The sequence below is a fragment of the Nocardia sp. NPDC049707 genome (assembly GCF_040674855.1).
GTDB lineage: Bacteria > Actinomycetota > Actinomycetes > Mycobacteriales > Mycobacteriaceae > Nocardia.
Window position 1 is genome coordinate 19393 of the sequence record NZ_JBFANN010000006.1, and the last position, 17537, is coordinate 36929.

At 65.9% G+C, this 17537-nt stretch carries 16 protein-coding genes; 9 read left to right on the plus strand and 7 right to left on the minus strand.

What is annotated here, in order from left to right; all coding sequences use genetic code 11:
* The first annotated feature begins 4 nt into the window (after nt 1–4).
* From zwf to AB0J29_RS08255, 5 genes are all read left to right on the plus strand, one after another.
* Nucleotides 5–1564, plus strand: coding sequence for a glucose-6-phosphate dehydrogenase (gene zwf / locus AB0J29_RS08235; RefSeq protein WP_364781277.1), 1560 nt, complete (start codon nt 5–7; stop codon nt 1562–1564).
* Nucleotides 1561–2469: a glucose-6-phosphate dehydrogenase assembly protein OpcA gene (gene opcA / locus AB0J29_RS08240; protein ID WP_364781280.1), complete on the plus strand. Its 909-nt coding sequence runs from the start codon at nt 1561–1563 to the stop codon at nt 2467–2469. Before zwf ends, opcA begins: the two co-directional genes overlap by 4 nt.
* On the plus strand, nt 2462–3223 hold the full coding sequence (gene pgl / locus AB0J29_RS08245; RefSeq protein WP_364781283.1) for a 6-phosphogluconolactonase: 762 nt from the start codon (nt 2462–2464) through the stop codon (nt 3221–3223). The genes opcA and pgl overlap by 8 nt, the downstream gene beginning before the upstream one ends.
* Nucleotides 3224–3479: 256 nt before the next feature.
* Nucleotides 3480–5792 carry a thiamine pyrophosphate-dependent enzyme gene (locus AB0J29_RS08250; protein WP_364781286.1) on the plus strand — a complete coding sequence of 771 codons (2313 nt, stop codon included), beginning with the start codon at nt 3480–3482 and terminating at the stop codon, nt 5790–5792.
* Between the two features lie 108 nt (nt 5793–5900).
* Entirely contained in the window at nt 5901–6380 is a 480-nt protein-coding gene (locus AB0J29_RS08255; protein ID WP_364781289.1) for a hypothetical protein, read from the plus strand.
* Nucleotides 6381–6396: 16 nt separating this feature from the next.
* Here AB0J29_RS08255 and AB0J29_RS08260 read toward each other — a convergent pair whose 3' ends face one another.
* Nucleotides 6397–7380, minus strand: coding sequence for an alpha/beta hydrolase (locus AB0J29_RS08260; protein ID WP_364781292.1), 984 nt, complete (start codon nt 7378–7380; stop codon nt 6397–6399).
* 54 nt (nt 7381–7434) lie between these two features.
* On the opposite strand from AB0J29_RS08260, the gene AB0J29_RS08265 reads away from it, so the two are divergent.
* Nucleotides 7435–8283 (plus strand): SDR family NAD(P)-dependent oxidoreductase, encoded by an 849-nt coding sequence (locus AB0J29_RS08265; RefSeq protein WP_364781295.1) that lies wholly within the window; start codon nt 7435–7437, stop codon nt 8281–8283.
* Nucleotides 8284–8286: 3 nt separating this feature from the next.
* Here the strand turns inward: AB0J29_RS08265 and AB0J29_RS08270 are convergent, their stop codons facing one another.
* Entirely contained in the window at nt 8287–9120 is an 834-nt protein-coding gene (locus AB0J29_RS08270) for a LysR family transcriptional regulator (RefSeq protein WP_364781298.1), read from the minus strand.
* Between the two features lie 70 nt (nt 9121–9190).
* On the opposite strand from AB0J29_RS08270, the gene AB0J29_RS08275 reads away from it, so the two are divergent.
* Nucleotides 9191–10324, plus strand: coding sequence for a YbfB/YjiJ family MFS transporter (locus tag AB0J29_RS08275; RefSeq protein WP_364781301.1), 1134 nt, complete (start codon nt 9191–9193; stop codon nt 10322–10324).
* Here AB0J29_RS08275 and secG read toward each other — a convergent pair.
* Both secG and AB0J29_RS08285 read right to left on the minus strand, forming a co-directional pair.
* Entirely contained in the window at nt 10311–10544 is a 234-nt protein-coding gene (secG, locus tag AB0J29_RS08280; RefSeq protein WP_062991810.1) for a preprotein translocase subunit SecG, read from the minus strand. The two genes, AB0J29_RS08275 and secG, sit on opposite strands and share 14 nt — an antisense overlap.
* Nucleotides 10545–10602: 58 nt before the next feature.
* The gene (locus tag AB0J29_RS08285) at nt 10603–12213 is read right to left on the minus strand and encodes an MFS transporter (protein ID WP_364781754.1); all 1611 of its coding nucleotides are present in this window, start codon (nt 12211–12213) and stop codon (nt 10603–10605) included.
* A gap of 255 nt (nt 12214–12468) precedes the next feature.
* Here AB0J29_RS08285 and AB0J29_RS08290 point away from each other — a divergent pair, with 255 nt between their 5' ends.
* Both AB0J29_RS08290 and AB0J29_RS08295 read left to right on the plus strand, forming a co-directional pair.
* Nucleotides 12469–13269 carry an META domain-containing protein gene (locus AB0J29_RS08290; RefSeq protein WP_364781304.1) on the plus strand — a complete coding sequence of 267 codons (801 nt, stop codon included), beginning with the start codon at nt 12469–12471 and terminating at the stop codon, nt 13267–13269.
* A complete protein-coding gene (locus tag AB0J29_RS08295; RefSeq protein ID WP_364781307.1) occupies nt 13266–13784 on the plus strand; it encodes a hypothetical protein in 519 nt (172 codons plus the stop codon). The genes AB0J29_RS08290 and AB0J29_RS08295 overlap by 4 nt, the downstream gene beginning before the upstream one ends.
* A gap of 302 nt (nt 13785–14086) precedes the next feature.
* Here AB0J29_RS08295 and tpiA read toward each other — a convergent pair whose 3' ends face one another.
* From tpiA to gap, 3 genes are read right to left on the minus strand one after another with little or no spacing between them, the layout of a single operon-like run.
* The gene (gene tpiA / locus AB0J29_RS08300) at nt 14087–14872 is read right to left on the minus strand and encodes a triose-phosphate isomerase (protein WP_364781310.1); all 786 of its coding nucleotides are present in this window, start codon (nt 14870–14872) and stop codon (nt 14087–14089) included.
* Nucleotides 14873–14875: 3 nt separating this feature from the next.
* A complete protein-coding gene (locus tag AB0J29_RS08305; protein ID WP_364781313.1) occupies nt 14876–16111 on the minus strand; it encodes a phosphoglycerate kinase in 1236 nt (411 codons plus the stop codon).
* Nucleotides 16112–16116: 5 nt separating this feature from the next.
* A complete protein-coding gene (gene gap / locus AB0J29_RS08310) occupies nt 16117–17136 on the minus strand; it encodes a type I glyceraldehyde-3-phosphate dehydrogenase (protein WP_364781316.1) in 1020 nt (339 codons plus the stop codon).
* Between the last annotated feature and the right edge of the window lie 401 nt (nt 17137–17537).

Below are 17537 nucleotides of genomic sequence, written 5' to 3' on the forward strand. Positions count from 1 at the left end.
TCCGATGGCCGGCACTCAGACGAATACCTGGAAGAACCCGCTCCGCGACGAGCGGGATAAGCGGGTCACCCGCATCGCGGGGCCATGCAGCATGGTGATCTTCGGCGTCACCGGCGATCTGTCCCGGAAGAAACTGATGCCGGCCATTTACGATCTGGCGAACCGGGGGCTGCTGCCCCCGGGCTTCGCCCTGGTCGGCTTCGCCCGCCGGGACTACGAGGACGAGGACTTCGCGAGGGTCGTTCTCGATGCGGTGAAGGCACACGCCCGCACACCCTTTCGGCAGGAGGTCTGGGACTATCTGGCCGAGGGCATCCGATTCGTCCAGGGTTCCTTCGACGACGATTCCGCCTTCGCCAGACTCGCCGACACCCTCGCGAAGCTGGACAAGGACCGGGGCACCGGCGGCAATCACGCCTTCTACCTGTCGATTCCGCCGAATATGTTCCCGGTGGTGCTCGATCAGCTCTCCGAGCACAAACTGGCCCAACCGGTGCAAGCCGATAGCGCGGGCCACAAGCCGTGGCGCCGGGTGGTGATCGAGAAGCCGTTCGGCCACGATCTGCACAGTGCGGTCGAACTCAACGCACTGGTCAACCGGGTGTTCCCGGAGGAGACGGTATTCCGCATCGATCACTATCTCGGCAAGGAGACGGTGCAGAACATCCTGGCACTGCGCTTCGCCAACCAGCTCTACGAGCCGATCTGGAATGCCAATTACGTCGACCATGTGCAGATCACCATGGCCGAGGACATCGGATTGGGTGGGCGGGCCGGCTATTACGACGGCATCGGCGCGGCCCGTGATGTCATCCAGAACCACCTGCTGCAGTTGCTCGCGCTGACCGCCATGGAGGAGCCGATCAGCTTCGAGCCCAAGCAGTTGCAGGCCGAGAAGATCAAGGTGCTCTCGGCGACCAAACTCGTTGAGCCCCTTGATGAAACCACCGCGCGCGGACAGTACGCCGAGGGCTGGCAGGGCGGCGAGCATGTGGTCGGCCTGCTCGACGAGGAGGGTTTCGACCCGCAATCGCGCACCGAGACCTACGCGGCGATCACCCTCGAGATCGACACCCGACGCTGGGCGGGTGTGCCGTTCTATCTGCGCACCGGAAAACGCCTGGGCCGCAGGGTGACCGAGATCGCAGTGGTGTTCAAGCGGGCCCCGCATCTGCCGTTCGACCAGACCATGACCGAGGATCTCGGGCAGAACGCAGTGGTGATCCGGGTGCAGCCCGACGAGGGCATCACTACCCGATTCGGCTCGAAGGTGCCAGGGTCGAGCATGGAAGTGCGCGACGTCAATATGGATTTCAGCTACGGCGAGGCGTTCACCGAATCCTCCCCCGAGGCCTACGAACGCCTGATCCTCGATGTGCTGCTCGGGGTGCCGTCCCTGTTCCCGGTCAACGCGGAGGTCGAATTGTCCTGGCGCATTCTGGATCCGGTGCTCGAGCACTGGGCCGCCGACGGCAAACCCGAACAGTACGAGGCGGGGACCTGGGGTCCGACCTCGGCTGATGAGATGCTGGCCCGCACCGGGCGTGAATGGCGGCGGCCATGATCGTCGATATGCCACAGACCACCACCTCCGAGGTCACCAAACGCCTGGTACGCCTGCGCGAGAGCAATGGCGTGATCACCATGGGCCGGGTGCTGACCCTGGTCGTGTGCACGCTGGACAGCTCCGAAGCCGAGGACGCCATCGACGCCGCCAATGACGCCAGCCGCGAACATCCCTGTCGCGTGGTCGTTTTGGCGCGCGGGGACCGCGAGGCCGAGACGCGATTGGATGCCCAGATCCGGGTCGGCGGTGATGCGGGTGCAGCCGAGGTGATAGTGCTGCGGCTGCAGGGTGATCTGATCAACCATGAGAGCAGCGTCGTCATCCCGTTCCTGCTGCCGGATACTCCGGTGGTGGCCTGGTGGCCGCGTGGTGCCCCGGAGTTCCCGTCCAAGGATTCGGTGGGTCGTTTGGCGACTCGCCGGATCACCGATGCCACCTTCGCCCCCGATCCGCAGGCGACGATCAAGAATCGGCTCGACTCCTACGCCTCCGGGGATACCGATCTGGCGTGGAGTCGCATCACCTATTGGCGGGCGTTGCTGGCGGCCGCCCTGGACGAAGCGCCGTTCGAACCGGTGAACTCGGTCGTCATCTCCGGGCTGCGCGACGAACCCGCGCTGGATATGCTCGCGGGCTGGTTGGCCGCCCGGCTCGACTGTCCGGTGCGGCGCCGCTCGGGTGAGTTGCGGGTGGAGGTGCACCGCGCGACGGTGTCGATCGCGATCGAGCGGCCGCAGACCGGGCGCACCGCGACACTGACCCGCACCGGTGACCCGGATCAGCGAATCGCGTTGGCGCGCCGGGAAACTCGCGACTGCCTCGCCGAAGAACTGCGTCGGCTGGATGCCGACGACATCTATGCCGAGGCGCTCGCCGGAATCGAGAAGGTGACCTATGAGTGAGCGCGGCGACTCCGCAGCACCAGTGGTGGCAGTACATGACAACACCGACGCTTTGGTTGCCGCCGCGGCCGCACGCTTCGTCGCCGTCGTGGTGGCGGCGCAGGCCGCACGTGGTTCCGCATCGGTGGTGTTGACCGGCGGTGGAACCGGGATCGGACTGCTGGAATTGGTCCGCAAGACACCCGGCGATATCGATTGGTCGCGACTCGATGTGTTCTGGGGCGACGAGCGATTCGTACCCTCGGGTGATTCCGAGCGCAATGATCTGCAGGCGCGGGAGGCGCTGCTGGATCACGTGCCATTGGATCCATCGCGGGTGCATCCGGTCGCCACCTCCGATGGCGAGTATCCGGATCCGGTCGAGGCCGCGGCGGAGTATTCGGCGGCGGTGCACGCGCACCTGGCCGCGCACGGGGCCTTCGATCTGCATCTACTTGGTATGGGCGGCGAGGGGCATGTGAATTCGCTGTTCCCACATACCACTGCGGTGCGCGAACAGCACGAACTCGTTGTCGCGGTATCGGATTCGCCCAAGCCACCGCCGGTTCGGGTCACGCTGACGCTGCCCGCGGTGCGGCACAGCCGACATGTTGTGCTGGTTGTCGGCGGCGCGGCCAAGGCCGAGGCTGTTGCCGCGGCGGTTGCGGGTGCGGATCCGGTGAAGATTCCCGCGGCGGGCGCCGTCGGGTCGGAATCCACTACGTGGCTACTGGATCGCGACGCCGCGGCGGCATTGCCCGGCGCCGCCAACTGACTCCGCAACCACTGTGCCGTTGCGCCGAGAACCAGTCCGCGCACGGGCGGTGAGCCACTGGCGCGTTCGGCTGTGAGTCGTGCGATGACCGGGTCGCCGTAGGGAGCATCCCAACCGAGAGATAGCCGACAAATCCTCGATTTGGGACCGTTCTACTCGGAGAAGTTTCTCGCATCCATCGAGGTGATCCGAATATTTTCGGAAATCGCGCCGAAATCGGGCACCCGGAGCGGTGTTCGTCGGAGATGATCACAGCGTGACCGAACAGCGAGTCGACCTTGATGAGCGATTTCGTGCCGAGCTATCGGCGCTGGAACCGCGACCGAGCCAACCCATCGAGCAGCCGCTCGAGGGTGGCGGGCTCACCGGAGCCCAGTGCCTGGACCTGTTCGAATCGCAGGCGACCAGTCGGCATCTCGATCTCGCAGCGCGCCAGCTGGGCGGTGCCAAGCGCGGCTATTACAGCATCGGGTCATCCGGGCATGAGGGCAACGCGGCGGTGGCAGCGGCCCTGCGCCCGTCCGATCCGGCGCTGCTGCACTATCGCTCGGGGGCATTCTTCGTGCACCGGAGCAGGCAGGTGCCCGGTCTCGACCCGATCCGGGATGTGCTGCTCGGCGTGGTCGCGGCGGCCGCCGATCCGATATCCGGCGGCCGTCATAAGGTTTTCGGCAGCAAACCGGCCGGGGTGATCCCGCAGACCTCCACCATCGCGTCGCATCTGCCGCGCGCCGTCGGACTCGCCTTCGCGATCGAGCGCGCGGCACGGCTCGGCGTCGCGGGCGAATGGCCGTCGGATTCGGTAGTACTCTGCAGTTTCGGCGATGCCTCCGCCAATCACTCCACCGCCGCTGGTGCCATCAATGCCGCGATCCACACTGCGCGCCAAGGGGTTCCATTACCGCTGCTACTCGTCTGCGAGGACAATGGGATCGGCATCAGCGTCCCCACCCCGCCCGGCTGGATCGAACAGTCCTACGGCATCCGCCTCGGCCTGCAGTATTTCGACGCGGACGGCTGCGATCTCCTCGACGCCGCGACAACCGCGACCCAGGCGGCCGACTGGGTGCGCGAACACCGCAAACCCGCCTTCCTCCACTTGCGCACCGTACGGCTCATGGGCCACGCCGGATCCGATGTCGAATCCGCCTATCGCACCCCTGCCGATATCGCCGCCGACCTGCGTCGCGACCCGGTGACGGCAACCGCACGCCTCCTGGTCACCTCCGGCGTCGCCACCCCGAGCGAAGTCCTCGCACGCTACGACGATATCGGTGGCCGCGTCGCCGCCATGGCCGAATTGGTCTGGGGCGAACCAAAACTGGCTTCCGCCGCCGCGGTAATGGCACCGTTGGCCCCGCTGCATCCGGACCTGGTGCGGACCGATGTACTTCGTCGAGGTCCGCTCAGGTCCGGAGTGGTCGGCCAGCCTGGTGATAGTCGGGGTAACGGACAGCCACTCACGGCCACGCAACAGACAGCGGAACGCACGGTCGCACAAGGCGATTCGGTGACAGTGGCGCAGGCGATCAATCAGACGCTCGCCGGGCTGCTCGACCGGGATCCCGATGTGCTCGTCTTCGGCGAGGATGTCGGACGCAAGGGCGGCGTGTACGGCGTCACCAAGGGCCTGCAGAAGCAGTTCGGAGTTCGCCGCGTCTTCGATACGCTGCTCGACGAACAAAGCGTGCTGGGAACGGCTTTGGGCGCCGGGCTCGCCGGATTCGTACCGATTCCGGAGATCCAGTATCTCGCCTATGTGCACAATGCCGCCGACCAGTTGCGCGGGGAAGCCGCCACGCTGTCGTACTTCTCCCAGGGGCAATACCGGAATCCGATGGTCGTCCGCATCGCCGGTTACGGCTACCAGAAGGGGTTCGGCGGCCACTTTCACAACGACAATTCCATCGCGGCACTGCGCGACATCCCCGGCCTGATCATCGCCTCCCCAGCCCGCGGCGATGACGCCGCCGCCATGCTACGAACCTGCGTCTCCGCGGCCCGCGTCGACGGCCGCGTCTGCGTCTACCTCGAACCCATCGCCCTCTATCACACCCGCGACCTGCACCACCCCGGCGACAATGCCTGGCTCGCAACACCTTCCGATACCGAACACATCGCCATCGGCCGCGCCCGTGTCTACGGCGACGGCGACGGCGACGGCGACGGCGACGGCGACGGCGACGGCGACGGCGACGGCAGGGACCTCACCATCGTCACCTTCGCCAACGGCGTCCCCATGAGTCTGCGAGCAGCCCAGCGCCTGTCGGCTCGAGGCATCCGAGCCCGCGTCCTCGATCTCCGCTGGCTCTCGCCGCTCCCTCTCGACGACCTACTGCACCACGCTCGCGCCACCGGCCGAGTCCTCATCGCGGACGAAACGCGACATACCGGCGGCGTCTCCGAAGCCGTCTGCGCCGCCCTGATCGACGCCGGTTTCGACGGGCCCATAACCCGCGTAACCAGCGCAGATTCCTTCATCCCCTTGGGCCCGGCCGCCAGTACCGTCCTCCTCGACGAATCCCGAATCGAATCCGCCGCCACCGACCTCGTCAGTACCTCCCGGTAGCGCCGACCGATCCGACACGCGGTAGCCGACTTGCGGTGAATCGGATTCGGTGGCATCACCGAGGAAATACAGTGGACACACGGTGACCAGCGGCGAAAGGGCGCGGCTATGACCATGATGTCCATGCTCGGCGAGGTGCGACCCGAACACGATCGGGCGATCGAGGAAGGCCGGGTGCTGCTGCACTATCTGCGGTCGTTCCGCATGCCCGTACTCGACGTATGGTCCGCCTGCGCCGAACATCGGCAGTTGGATCGTTGGTTCGGCAAGGTCATCGGCGGCAATGGCAACCTGACCATCGAACCATTCGACGGACCGGTCCCCGGCCCCATCGCGATCCGCGTCGAAGACTGTCGCGCACCACATGATCTGGTGATCCATGTCGACGGCGGCATCCTCGAACTGCATATGACCCAGGTGGGCGTCGTCACCAATCTCGAGCTGATCCGCCGCCACATCTACCCCGCCGACGCCTGCTCGGTCGGCCCCCGCTGGCAGTACCTGCTGGACCGTCTCACCGCCTACCTGGACCGACGCCCACTGCCCAGTTGGGGCGACTACCCCGAACTCACCGACGAATACCGCTGACCCGCACGTCGGGCTATCACGTGAGAGCCGGATTCGGGACCAGGTCGCGCAGGTGGGTGGTAATCAAGGCGTTGACCTCGTCGGTGCGTTCCAACTGCACCAGATGGCCCGCGTCCGCGATCTTGGTGACGGCGCGTAGATCGGAAACGTTCGCACGGAGGGTCGCCAGCGGGTCGCGCCCACTGAATCCCTCCATATCCGGATCTCGGTCACCGTAAAGGAAATACGTCGGAACGGAGATTACGGCATCGGCGAATTCGGCGGTGAGTTCCCAGTTCCGATCGAGCACCCGGTACCAATTGAGCCCGCCGGTGAATCCGGTGCGCTCGAAATCCTCTGCCAGGGCATCGAATTCGGCGATGGTGAGCCAGCGCCACGGCAGCGGTGGGGCTTCGGGGAGAACGTCGAGGTAGCCGGTGCCCTCGGCCGGGAATTGCCAGGTATCGAGGTAGTGGTAGTCGGCGCTGAGCGAATAGTAGACGCGAGCCAGAAATTCCCTTGTGCGGCCGCCCAGTTCGGCATCGGCCACACCCGGCTTCTGGAAATAGTCCAGGTGCAGGAAGTGACGCCGGGCGGCCTTCGCCCACAGGTGCGATGGCGCGCGCGGCGGCCGCGGGGCGAACGGATTATTGAGCACGATGACGCCGCTCACCCGCTCCGGCGCGCGCAACGCCAACTCCCATACCAGCGCGGCCCCGAAGTCCAGTCCGACGAAGACCGCCTGCTCGGCATCCATGTCATCGAGCAGGCCGAGCAGGTCGGCGATGACTGCGCGATTCGTATAGTCCTCGATAGCGGTTGGCACATCGGTGCGCCCGTAGCCACGCAAATCCGGCGCGACGGCCCGGTAGCCCGCCGCGGCGACCGCCGCCAGCTGGCGATGCCACATGAACCAGGTGTGCGGAAAGCCGTGGCAGAAGATCACCGGATGCCCCTCGCCGTGCTGGGCGACATGCATGCGTATGCCGTTGTTCGTCACGAACCGATGGGTCGATTCCACTACGGCCTCCAGTTGCTAGAACGTGTTCTTGTTTCACGGTAATGTCCCGGGATCATGAACGGAATACCTCAGGTTCTAAGCGGCCGGGTCGCGGTGGTGACCGGCGCGAGCCGCGGCATCGGCAAGGGCATCGCGCTGGAATTGGGCGCGGCGGGCGCCACGGTGTACATCACCGGACGCTCGGCCGCACCGGGACGCCTGCCGGGGACCGTGCACGCGACCGCGGCGGAGATAGACCTGCTCGGCGGCGTCGGGATTCCGGTCGTCTGCGATCACCACGACGACGATGCGGCCGAACGGCTCTTCGAACGGGTCCGCAGCGAGCACGGCCGACTCGATGTGCTGGTGAACAATGTCTACAACGCCCCTGCCGCCGCGCGATGGCTGGGCAAACCGTTCTGGGAGGTGCCGCCGCGGGCCTGGGATGAGACCTTCGATATCGGCGTCCGATCACATTATGTCGCAAGCGTTTTCGCGGCTCCGCTGCTGATCGAATCGGCGGGCCTGATCGCCAATATCTCCTCTCCGGGCGCCGAGCGCTACATGCACAATGCGGTATACGGTGTCGCCAAGGCCGCGCTGGACCGCCTCACCTCGGATATGGCCGACGATCTCGCCGAGACCGGCGTCACGGTGGTCTCGCTGTGGCCCGGAATCGTCGATACCGAACTGCTGCAAATGGTTCCACGCGATAAGGACGGCCGACGGGTCGTTACCCTCCCCGGTGAGGGCAGCTACGATCTCGACAGCGCCGAATCCCCTCGCTTTCCCGGTCGTGCTGTCGTCGCACTGGCCGCCGATCCGAACCGCCGCCAACGCTCCGGATCGGCCTGGCGCATAGCGGATCTCGCCGAGGAATACGGTTTCACCGACGTCGACGGCCGCATTCCGCGCAACGACTGATAGTCACACGAGACTCAGGAAACGGTCTACCGATCGCAATGGCGTCGGCTTGACCCGCCAGGTCAGATAGATATGCGATCGCGGCGCATCCACGATATCGACATAGACCACGCCCGGATGCGGTGCGCGAGTGCGCGCCAGCACCGGCACAATCCCGATACCGCGTTCCGCCGCGACCAGTTCGATCCATTCGTCGAAATTCGTGCACGTGACGACGGTGCGGTTCGGATCGGGCGAATCCCATGATTCGGCATTGGTGGTGCCGGAAACGGTATTGGCCACCAGCGGATAGTGCGCGAGATCGGCCCAGCGCACCTCGACCGCGGTAGCCAGCGGCGAATGCACCGAAACCGCCAGAACCCGCTGCTCCGAACCGATTTCGCGAGATTCGAGATGATGCGGGAGCCAGATATCGTTGCGGTGGAAGGCGATATCGATCGAGCGGTCGTCGAGTGCCGCCATCGGATCCTCCACGCGGCGCAGCGAAATCCGGCCACCCAGGGCCTCATAGCGGCTGCGGGCCGCGGCGAACCAGGCATCGGGCAGCAACCAGGAGAATCCGACCTCGATCGTGGCGCGCATGCGCAGATCCGCCTGGACGGTCTCGATATCGCCGATGATGCGTCGGCTGTGTTCGAGCAGCTCGGCCCCCTCGTCGGTCAGCTCGAAACGCCGGGACGTGCGCTCGATCAACCGGCATTCGACCAGCCGCTCCAACTGCTGAATGGTCCTGGTCAGCGCGGGCTGGCTGAGGTGTAGCCGGGCGGCGGCGCGGGTGTAGTTCGCTTCCTCGCACAGTGCGAGGTACGCCCGCAGATGCCGCAGCTCGATATCCATGCGTCGAGCGTATACATCGTGCACAGAAAGCATTTCACAGGCTCGGCGGCGGACCATACCGTCGAATCTCGTGACCGGATCAGCTCTCCTCGACCCCCCGCGCCGCACCCTCGCACCGGCACTCGCCGCAGGTGCGGGCCTCGCCGGCGCCGTCGGTGTCGGGCGCTTCGCCTACACACCGCTGCTGCCCGCGATGATGGACGCGTACCGCATCGATGCCCACGATGGCGCGCTGATCGCCGCTGCCAACTACGGGGGATATCTCGCGGGCGCGGTGCTGCTCGCGCGTCGCCCGGATCTGAACAGCCGCAATATTTTTCGGATTTCGGCCGGGGTCCTGGTGGCCAGCGAAGCACTGGTCGTACTGCCCGGCCCGACGGTGCTTCCGGCGCTGCTGCGACTGATCGCGGGCGTGGCAAGTGCGGTGATCTTCGTCGGGTGCGCGGGCGCGATCGCTCGGCTCAGTGGCCGCACGCATGCGGCAGGCATCGCCTTCGGCGGCGTCGGATTCGGTATCGCCGTCACCGGATTGCTCGCGCTGGCCGCGCGACCGGTGCTGTCCTGGCAGGGGCTGTGGCTCGGTGCCGCCGGACTGACCGCCCTGCTACTACTGCCCGCGTTCCGCTTGGATATCCACAGCCGACAGAGCGTCGAGGTGGTCGCCGCCAAACGCACGAGTGCGGCTTGGCGTGCGCTGCTCATCGCCTACTCGCTCGAAGGCGTCGGCTATATCGTGATCGGCACCTTCTTGGTGGCCGCCGTCGGCGCACACAACGCGACCGTGGGCTCGGCGATGTGGGTGATCGTCGGCGCGACTGCCGCACCGGCGGTGCTCTGGAGCATTGCGGCACGTCGCTGGACGCCGACGACCGCCCTGGTCCTCGCACTGCTCGCGCAGTGCGCATCGTCGGCCTTGCTCGCCTCCTCGACGACCGTGTGGTCGGCGATCATCGCGGCGGCGCTCTTCGGCGGGACGTTCATGGGCATCTGCATGCTCGCGATCCAGATCGGCACCGAACTGACCGACCACCGCGCCGCGGCCACCCTCACCGCAGGCTATGGTGCCGGGCAGATGCTGGGGCCCCTGGTCGTCGCGCCGGTTATCGGTGACGGTTATGCGACGGCCTTCGTCGTCGCGACCCCTGTGCTGGCGGCGGCGACGGCGGCAGCCGTCATCGTCGCCAGGAAGCTCAAGCGAACTTGATCTCCAGGCCGATACCGAGGATGGCGATAAGCCAGATCAAACCGGTGAAGATGGTGATGCGGTCGAGGTTCTTCTCGACGACGGTCGAACCCGACAGGCTGGACTGCACGCCGCCACCAAACAAGCTGGACAGACCTCCACCCTTGGCGCGGTGCAGCAGCACCAGCAGCACCAGCAGCACGCTGGTGATGATCAGGAGGATATCCAGGAACATCCGCATGCCGGACAGTCTATGGGTGTGCGCCGATACCTGCATAATCACCCCGGCTCGACGCGACCTACGGCGTCGCTACCGCGACCAGGTGTGTGGTGGTGTCCTGGCCGATCATGTACTCCGCGACGGCACGTTCGCGCAGCTGATCCTGGGCGGTGAGCCGCACCTGATGCTGATGCATATGCTCCGACCAGGAGCGCACCACGAATGCCTCCACATAGCGATCGACCACCCCGACGTCGCGATACAGCCGCCATTCCATCGCGCCGGTGCGCTGCACGGACCGTCCGACGAACACCATCGCGGCCAGGAATTCGTCGACCTTCTCCGGCGGGACATCGTAGGTGCGCAGCACCAGCACCGGACCGTCCTCGGGATCCGGCTCGACCACGAGCTGCGGTTCCGGCCAGAAGGCGCTCGGGCTCAGATCCAATTCCTCCGCATTGTGGCGGATCGGCAACCAGACCGAACTCAGCGCGGAGCCTGCCAACAGCACCGCGGCCGCCACCAGCGCGGCCACCGGGCCCACCGCTCCCGCGACCAAACCCCACACCAGCGAACCGAGTGCCTGGCCGCCCATGAACACCAGCATGTACACCGACAACCCGCGCGCCCGCACCCATGCGGGCAGTAGCAATTGCATGGTCGAGTTCATCGTCGACATCGCGAGCAACCAGGCGAATCCGGCCCCGACCAACAGCACCAGCACCACCGGCACGCTGTGCACCACCGCCGCACCCGCCGAGGCGATGCCGAACAGGATCGCGGCCGCCGTCAAGCGCTGCGTGGGCGTGAGCAGATCGCGGACGCGCCGCAAGCCGATCGCCCCCGCCACCGCGCCGAGGCCGAGCGCACCGAGCAGCAGACCGTAGCCGGAGGAGGACAAACCGAGTTCGTCACGGGCGATCACCGGAAGCAGCGCCCACACCGCGCTCGCCGGGGCGATGAAAAGAATCGAGCGCAACAGCACCCGCCGAATCGCGGGCGCGGCGCGAATGAACCGGGTGCCCGCCTGCAGCGCAGCCATCGGACGTTCACTGGGCAGCTTCCGCTCCCGTACCGGTCTGCGCCAGCTGAGCAATACCGTGACGACGCCCACGAACGAGATCGCATTCAGCACGAACACCAGCGTCGGCCCGGACACCGAAACCAGCACACCCGCGATAGCGGGCCCGACCGAGCGCCCGATATTGATATTCATGCTGCCCAGCGCCGCGGCGGACGGAATCTCTTCGCGTGCAACGAGTTCCGGCTGGATAGCCTGCCAAGCCGGTGCCGTCAACGCCTGCCCGCACCCGAGCAGGAACAACAACGTCAACAGCACACCAGGGGTGGTATGCCCGGTCGCCGTCGAGACCGCGAGCACCGCAGCCAACACCGCCATGGCCGATTGCGCCCCAAGCAGCAACCTGCGCCGATCCAATAGATCCGCCAGCACCCCGGACGGAATCGACAGCAGCATCACCGGCAACGTCGTCGCCGTCTGCACGAATGCCACCAACGTCGCGGCATTGGGCGCATCGACCAGAATCCACTGCGCCCCGACGGTTTGCATCCAGGTACCCAGATTCGAGACCAACTGCGCGACCCACAGCGCCCGATAGATCCGCGACCGTAACGGCGCCCAGGTGGATAACGGTGTCGTCGCATCGGCTGTGGTCACGGGCCCGAGCATAACCACGGGTGGATGCACGTACCCGTTCGCTATTTCGCTCGGCGCTGCCGATCCGCTTGCCGCGACCTGGGCGCGCCTCGGGTCGGTGCGGTCGGCGGCCGGGCGGTTGGTGGTCGACGAGCGAAACAGTTGCACCCCGAACGCCCAGGTGTCCGACCACACAACGACGTGCGCCTTCGCGGACTCGAGCCCCGCGGATCAAGGGTCAGCTGAGTCGCGCGGTTTCCAGCGGCGACGCCCCGTACCATCGGCTACATGTCGGCGACAACGGTGCGCGTTGGGGTTCTTCTGGCTGTGGCGGCCGGTCTGGTGGCCGGGTGTTCGAATGACGGTAAGCAGGAGAACAAACCGGCGGCATCGCCGATGGGGCGCACCTTTGTCTCGACCGGTGTCGAGGGAGAGCAGATTCCAGGCGGCGGCCCGATGACGCTCACCTTCGCCGATGGCAGGATCTCGGCGAACTCCGGCTGTAATACCGTCAGTGGCACGGTGGATCTGACCGAAGGAATCCTGCATGTCGGGACCCTGGCGAGCACACTGATGGCCTGTCCGGACGAACGTAACCAGGCCGATAGCTGGCAGGACAAGGTGTTGGCGGCACTGCCCAAGTGGCGGCTCGACAATTCGACATTGACGCTGACCGGGAAGGAAATAACGGTCACGTTGCTGGACAAGAAGGTCGCCCAGCCCGATCGGCCGCTCATCGGCACGACGTGGATCGTCTCCGCACTGATGACGCCCGATGCGCAGATCCGTTCGCAGACCCTGGACGATGTGAAGCCAACACTCACCATCGCGGCCGACGGCGCGGTCTCCGGCAACGCTGGATGCAATCGTATGACCGGTCACGCCACCCCATCACCCGCCGCCAACGGTCCGGACGTCACCTTCCAGATCGGCACCACGGAGATGGCGTGCGCACCGGAGATCATGGAGATCGAGCAGGCGGTGCTGAAGGTCCTCGACGGCAAGACGACGGCCACCATCGACGCGCAGACGCTGATCCTGCGCAATACCAACGGCTTCGGCCTGACCCTGCGCGCGGCACAGCCGTGAACCGAAACGCCTCCCGCACACCGGATCTGCGCCATCCGGACCGCAAACGCACCTGGCATGTGGCGATCGGTCCGTGGCCGGATCTTCCGTCCTCCCACATCGAGAAGCTGCCCGCACCGCCGTCTCCGGTAACACTGGTCCGCTATGCCGAGCTCTACGCTGCCGCCGGACGTATTCGCCACCCCGACAACGGCGGCTGGGATATGGATACCGTCACCGCGCTACTCACCGAACGAGACGAATTCCTGCACACCACCTTCACTCTGGGCTATATCGATCCCGATGGCGCACTCCTGGCCGAATGCTCCGTCGGGATCTCCGCGGAGACCGCCAGGCTGTGCCTCGTGCACGCCACCAAGCAACCGGCCGAACTCGCCGCCCTCCTCCGCGGCATCATGTACCGATTACATGTGCACTATCCGGACGTGCGGACCGCCGAGATCTCCATGGGCCCGCACGACGAGCCACTGGAGCTGGCACTGACAGCCAGCGGTTTCACCGTGAACCACCTCTGATCCCGACAACCACTTCCGCGTCAGGATTACCTGGTCCGCAATCCTCTCCGCCTCCCAGGCGTCCCGAAGCAGAGCCCTATGGTCACCCGATCGGCCGACTCCAGTTTGATCACCGTCCGCGTATCCCTCGAGCTGGACATGCGATCACGAGGAAGCTAGGGCGGCATCGCCCGAGAAGCCTCCGCCGCCAGTGCCACCTGATCTTGATCGCACAGCTGTCGGTGGGAGGATGGTGCCGAACGCGAATCAGCCCGGGAGCGTGCGATCGGGCATGCTACCGGGCTGATTCGAAAATTCACCTGTCAGGGCAGCGGACCACCGGCGGCAATCGCGGACAGTGTGGCGAATTCGTCGCCCTTGAGCGACGCACCGCCGACAAGCGCGCCATCGATATCGGTCTGCGCGACCAATTCGCCGACGTTCTTGGCATTCACCGAACCGCCGTAGAGCACCCGCACACCCGCCGCGACCTCGGCCGAGGCCAATTCGACCAGCTCCGCGCGAATCGCACCGCAGACTTCCTGCGCGTCGGCGGGGGTGGCGACCTTACCGGTGCCGATGGCCCAGACCGGCTCGTAGGCGATGACGATCTTCGAAATCTCTTCCGCCGTCAGACCTTTGAGCGAGCCACGCAACTGCTCGAGGTTGTACTCGACGTGGGTCCTCGCCTCGCGGACATTGAGCCCCTCACCGATGCACACGATCGGGGTGATCCCGTACTTCAGCGCCTGCTTGGCCTTGGCCAGCACGGTGGCGTCGTCCTCGGAGTGATACTGCCGCCGCTCCGAATGGCCGACGACCGCGAAGGTACACCCCAGCTTGGCCAGCATGGCACCGCTGATCTCACCGGTGTATGCACCCTGGTCATGGGTCGAAACATCCTGCGCACCATAGGTGATCAGCAGCTTGTCACCCTCGACGAGGGTCTGCACGCTGCGAATATCGGTGAACGGCGGGATGACAGCGACATCGACCTTCGCGAAGTACTTCTCCGGCAGCGCGAAGGCGATCCTCTGCACCAGGGCGATGGCCTCGAGGTGATTGAGGTTCATCTTCCAGTTGCCCGCGATGAGCGGTTTGCGTGCCATGGTTCAGTCCTCCAATACCGCGATACCGGGCAGTTCCTTGCCCTCGAGGTATTCGAGGGATGCGCCGCCACCGGTGGAGATGTGCGAGAAACCGTCCTCGGGCAGGCCGAGCGCGCGCACGGCCGCGGCCGAATCACCACCGCCGACGACGGTGAAGGCACCCTTACCAGTCGCGGTCACGATCGCCTCGGCGACGCCACGGGTTCCCGCGGCGAAGTTCTCGAACTCGAACACACCCATCGGGCCGTTCCAGAACACCGTCTTCGCCTCGGTGAGCAGTGCCGCGAACCGGTCCACCGACTCGGGACCGATATCCAGTCCCAGCCAACCGTCCGGAATCTCGTTGGCGGGCACCACCTTCGAATCCGCGTCGGCCGCGAACTTGTTCGCCACGACGATATCGCGCGGCAGGTGGATGACGTCCGCGTAGCGCTCCAACAGCCCCTTGCAGGTTTCGATCATCTCCTCCTGCAGCAGCGAGGCACCAACCGAAAGACCCTGTGCGGCAAGGAAGGTGAAGCACATGCCGCCGCCGATCACCAGGGTGTCGACCTTGGGGGCCAGCGCCTCGATGACGGCCAGCTTGTCGGAGACCTTGGAACCGCCGAGCACGACCGCGTACGGGCGCTCCGGGGCTGCGTCATTGTCCTCCAGCCCGCCCCCCAGCTTGGCGAGCACCTCGACCTCGGCGGCGACCAGCGTGCCCGCGTAATGCGGCAGCAGCTTGGCCACATCGTAGACCGAAGCCTGTTTGCGGTGCACCACACCGAAGCCGTCGGAGACGAACGCACCGTCATCGCCGACCAACTCGACCAACGCGGCGGCCAGCTTGGCCCGCTCGGCATCGTCCTTGCTGGTCTCGCGCGCATCGAAACGCACGTTCTCCAGCAGCAGCACATCGCCGTCGGTCAGGCCCTCCGAGCGCGACAGCGCGTCGTAGCCGACGACGTCACCGGCCAGCTGGACATTGCGGTCCAGCAGCTCGGCCAGCTTCACCGCGACCGGGGCGAGGGAGAACTTCGGATCCGGCTCCCCCTTCGGACGGCCCAGATGTGCCATGACGACGACCTTGGCACCGGCCTCGACCAGCGCCCGCAGCGTCGGCACCGACGCGATGATGCGGCCCGGATCGGTGATCTCGCCGTTCGCGTCGAGGGGGACATTCAGGTCGGAGCGCACGAGTACGCCCCGACCCTCGACACCCTCGTTCAGCAGATCCTGAAGTGTCTTGACTGCCATGTGCGTCAGAGCGACTTGCCGACGAGGCCGATGAGGTCGGCGAGGCGGTTGGAGTAGCCCCACTCGTTGTCGTACCAGCCGACCACCTTCACCTGGTCATCGATGGTCTTGATCAGCGGCGCATCGTAGATGCAGGAATGCGGGTCGGTGACGATGTCGCTGGACACGATCGGGTCCACGTTGTACTTCAGGATGCCCTTCAGCGCACCTTCGGCGGCGGCCTTGTACGCGGCGTTGATGTCGTCGATCGAGGCCGACTTGCTCAGGGTCACGGTGAGGTCGGTGACCGAGCCCGTCGGGACCGGGACGCGCAGCGCGTAGCCGTCGAGCTTGCCGTTGAGCTCCGGGAGCACCAGGCCGATGGCCTTCGCGGCGCCGGTGCCGGTGGGCACGATGTTCAGCGCGGCGGCGCGGGCACGGCGCAGATCGCTGTGCGGGCCATCCTGAAGGTTCTGGTCCTGGGTGTAGGCGTGGATGGTGGTCATCAGACCACGCTCGATGCCGAAGCTGTCGTTGAGCACCTTCACCAGCGGGCCGAGGCAGTTGGTGGTGCACGAGGCGTTGGAGATGATGCTCTGGCTGCCGTCGTACTTGTCGTCGTTGACACCCATGACGACGGTCAGGTCCTCACCCTTGGCGGGCGCGGAGATGATGACCTTCTTGGCGCCCGCGGCGATATGACCCTTCGCCTTGGTCGCGTCGGTGAAGATGCCGGTGGATTCCACGACCACGTCGACGCCGAGGTCGCCCCATGGCAGGGCGGACGGGCCCTCCTTGATGGCCAGCGCCTTGATCCGCTGCTCGCCGACCACGATGGTGTCGTCGCCGTCCAGCGACACGTCCTGCGGCAGGCGGCCGAGGATCGAGTCGTACTTCAGCAGCGTGGCGAGGGTCGCGTTATCAGTGAGGTCGTTGACCGCGACGATCTCGATGTCGGTGGTGCCGAGCGCCTTCTGCGCCTCCACCGCCCGGAAGAAGTTTCGTCCGATACGACCGAAGCCGTTGATGCCTACCCGGACAGTCACGTTATCGCTCCTCAGCTTTCAAGCGGATTCATTCCGATGCCATAAACCACACTAGTGCCCGAGCTGTGTTCGATTTGCAGCACCTCCGACGCTGCGCGCTCGCCGCCCCTGGTGTGCGGTGGCCTCGCATTCGCCCGTCCGAGCGCAAGAGTCTCGTCCAAGCGCAAGAGACTGATGACGGACTTTGTCCGGCGGCATTCGATGGGCGGGTCCGAGCCGTCGAGACTCGCGACTTCGTCGCATGCGCTTCGACGACTCAGCTGTGTCGATAGCCGCGCCTTCCCACGGACGCGAGACGGGTCGCGAACGTCGCTCGTAAGACTTGCTCCGTTGTGGTCAATCAGGCCGGAACAGCAATTACGGGACAGGCTCGTCGTACAGCGAGCCCATGGTTGTCGGAT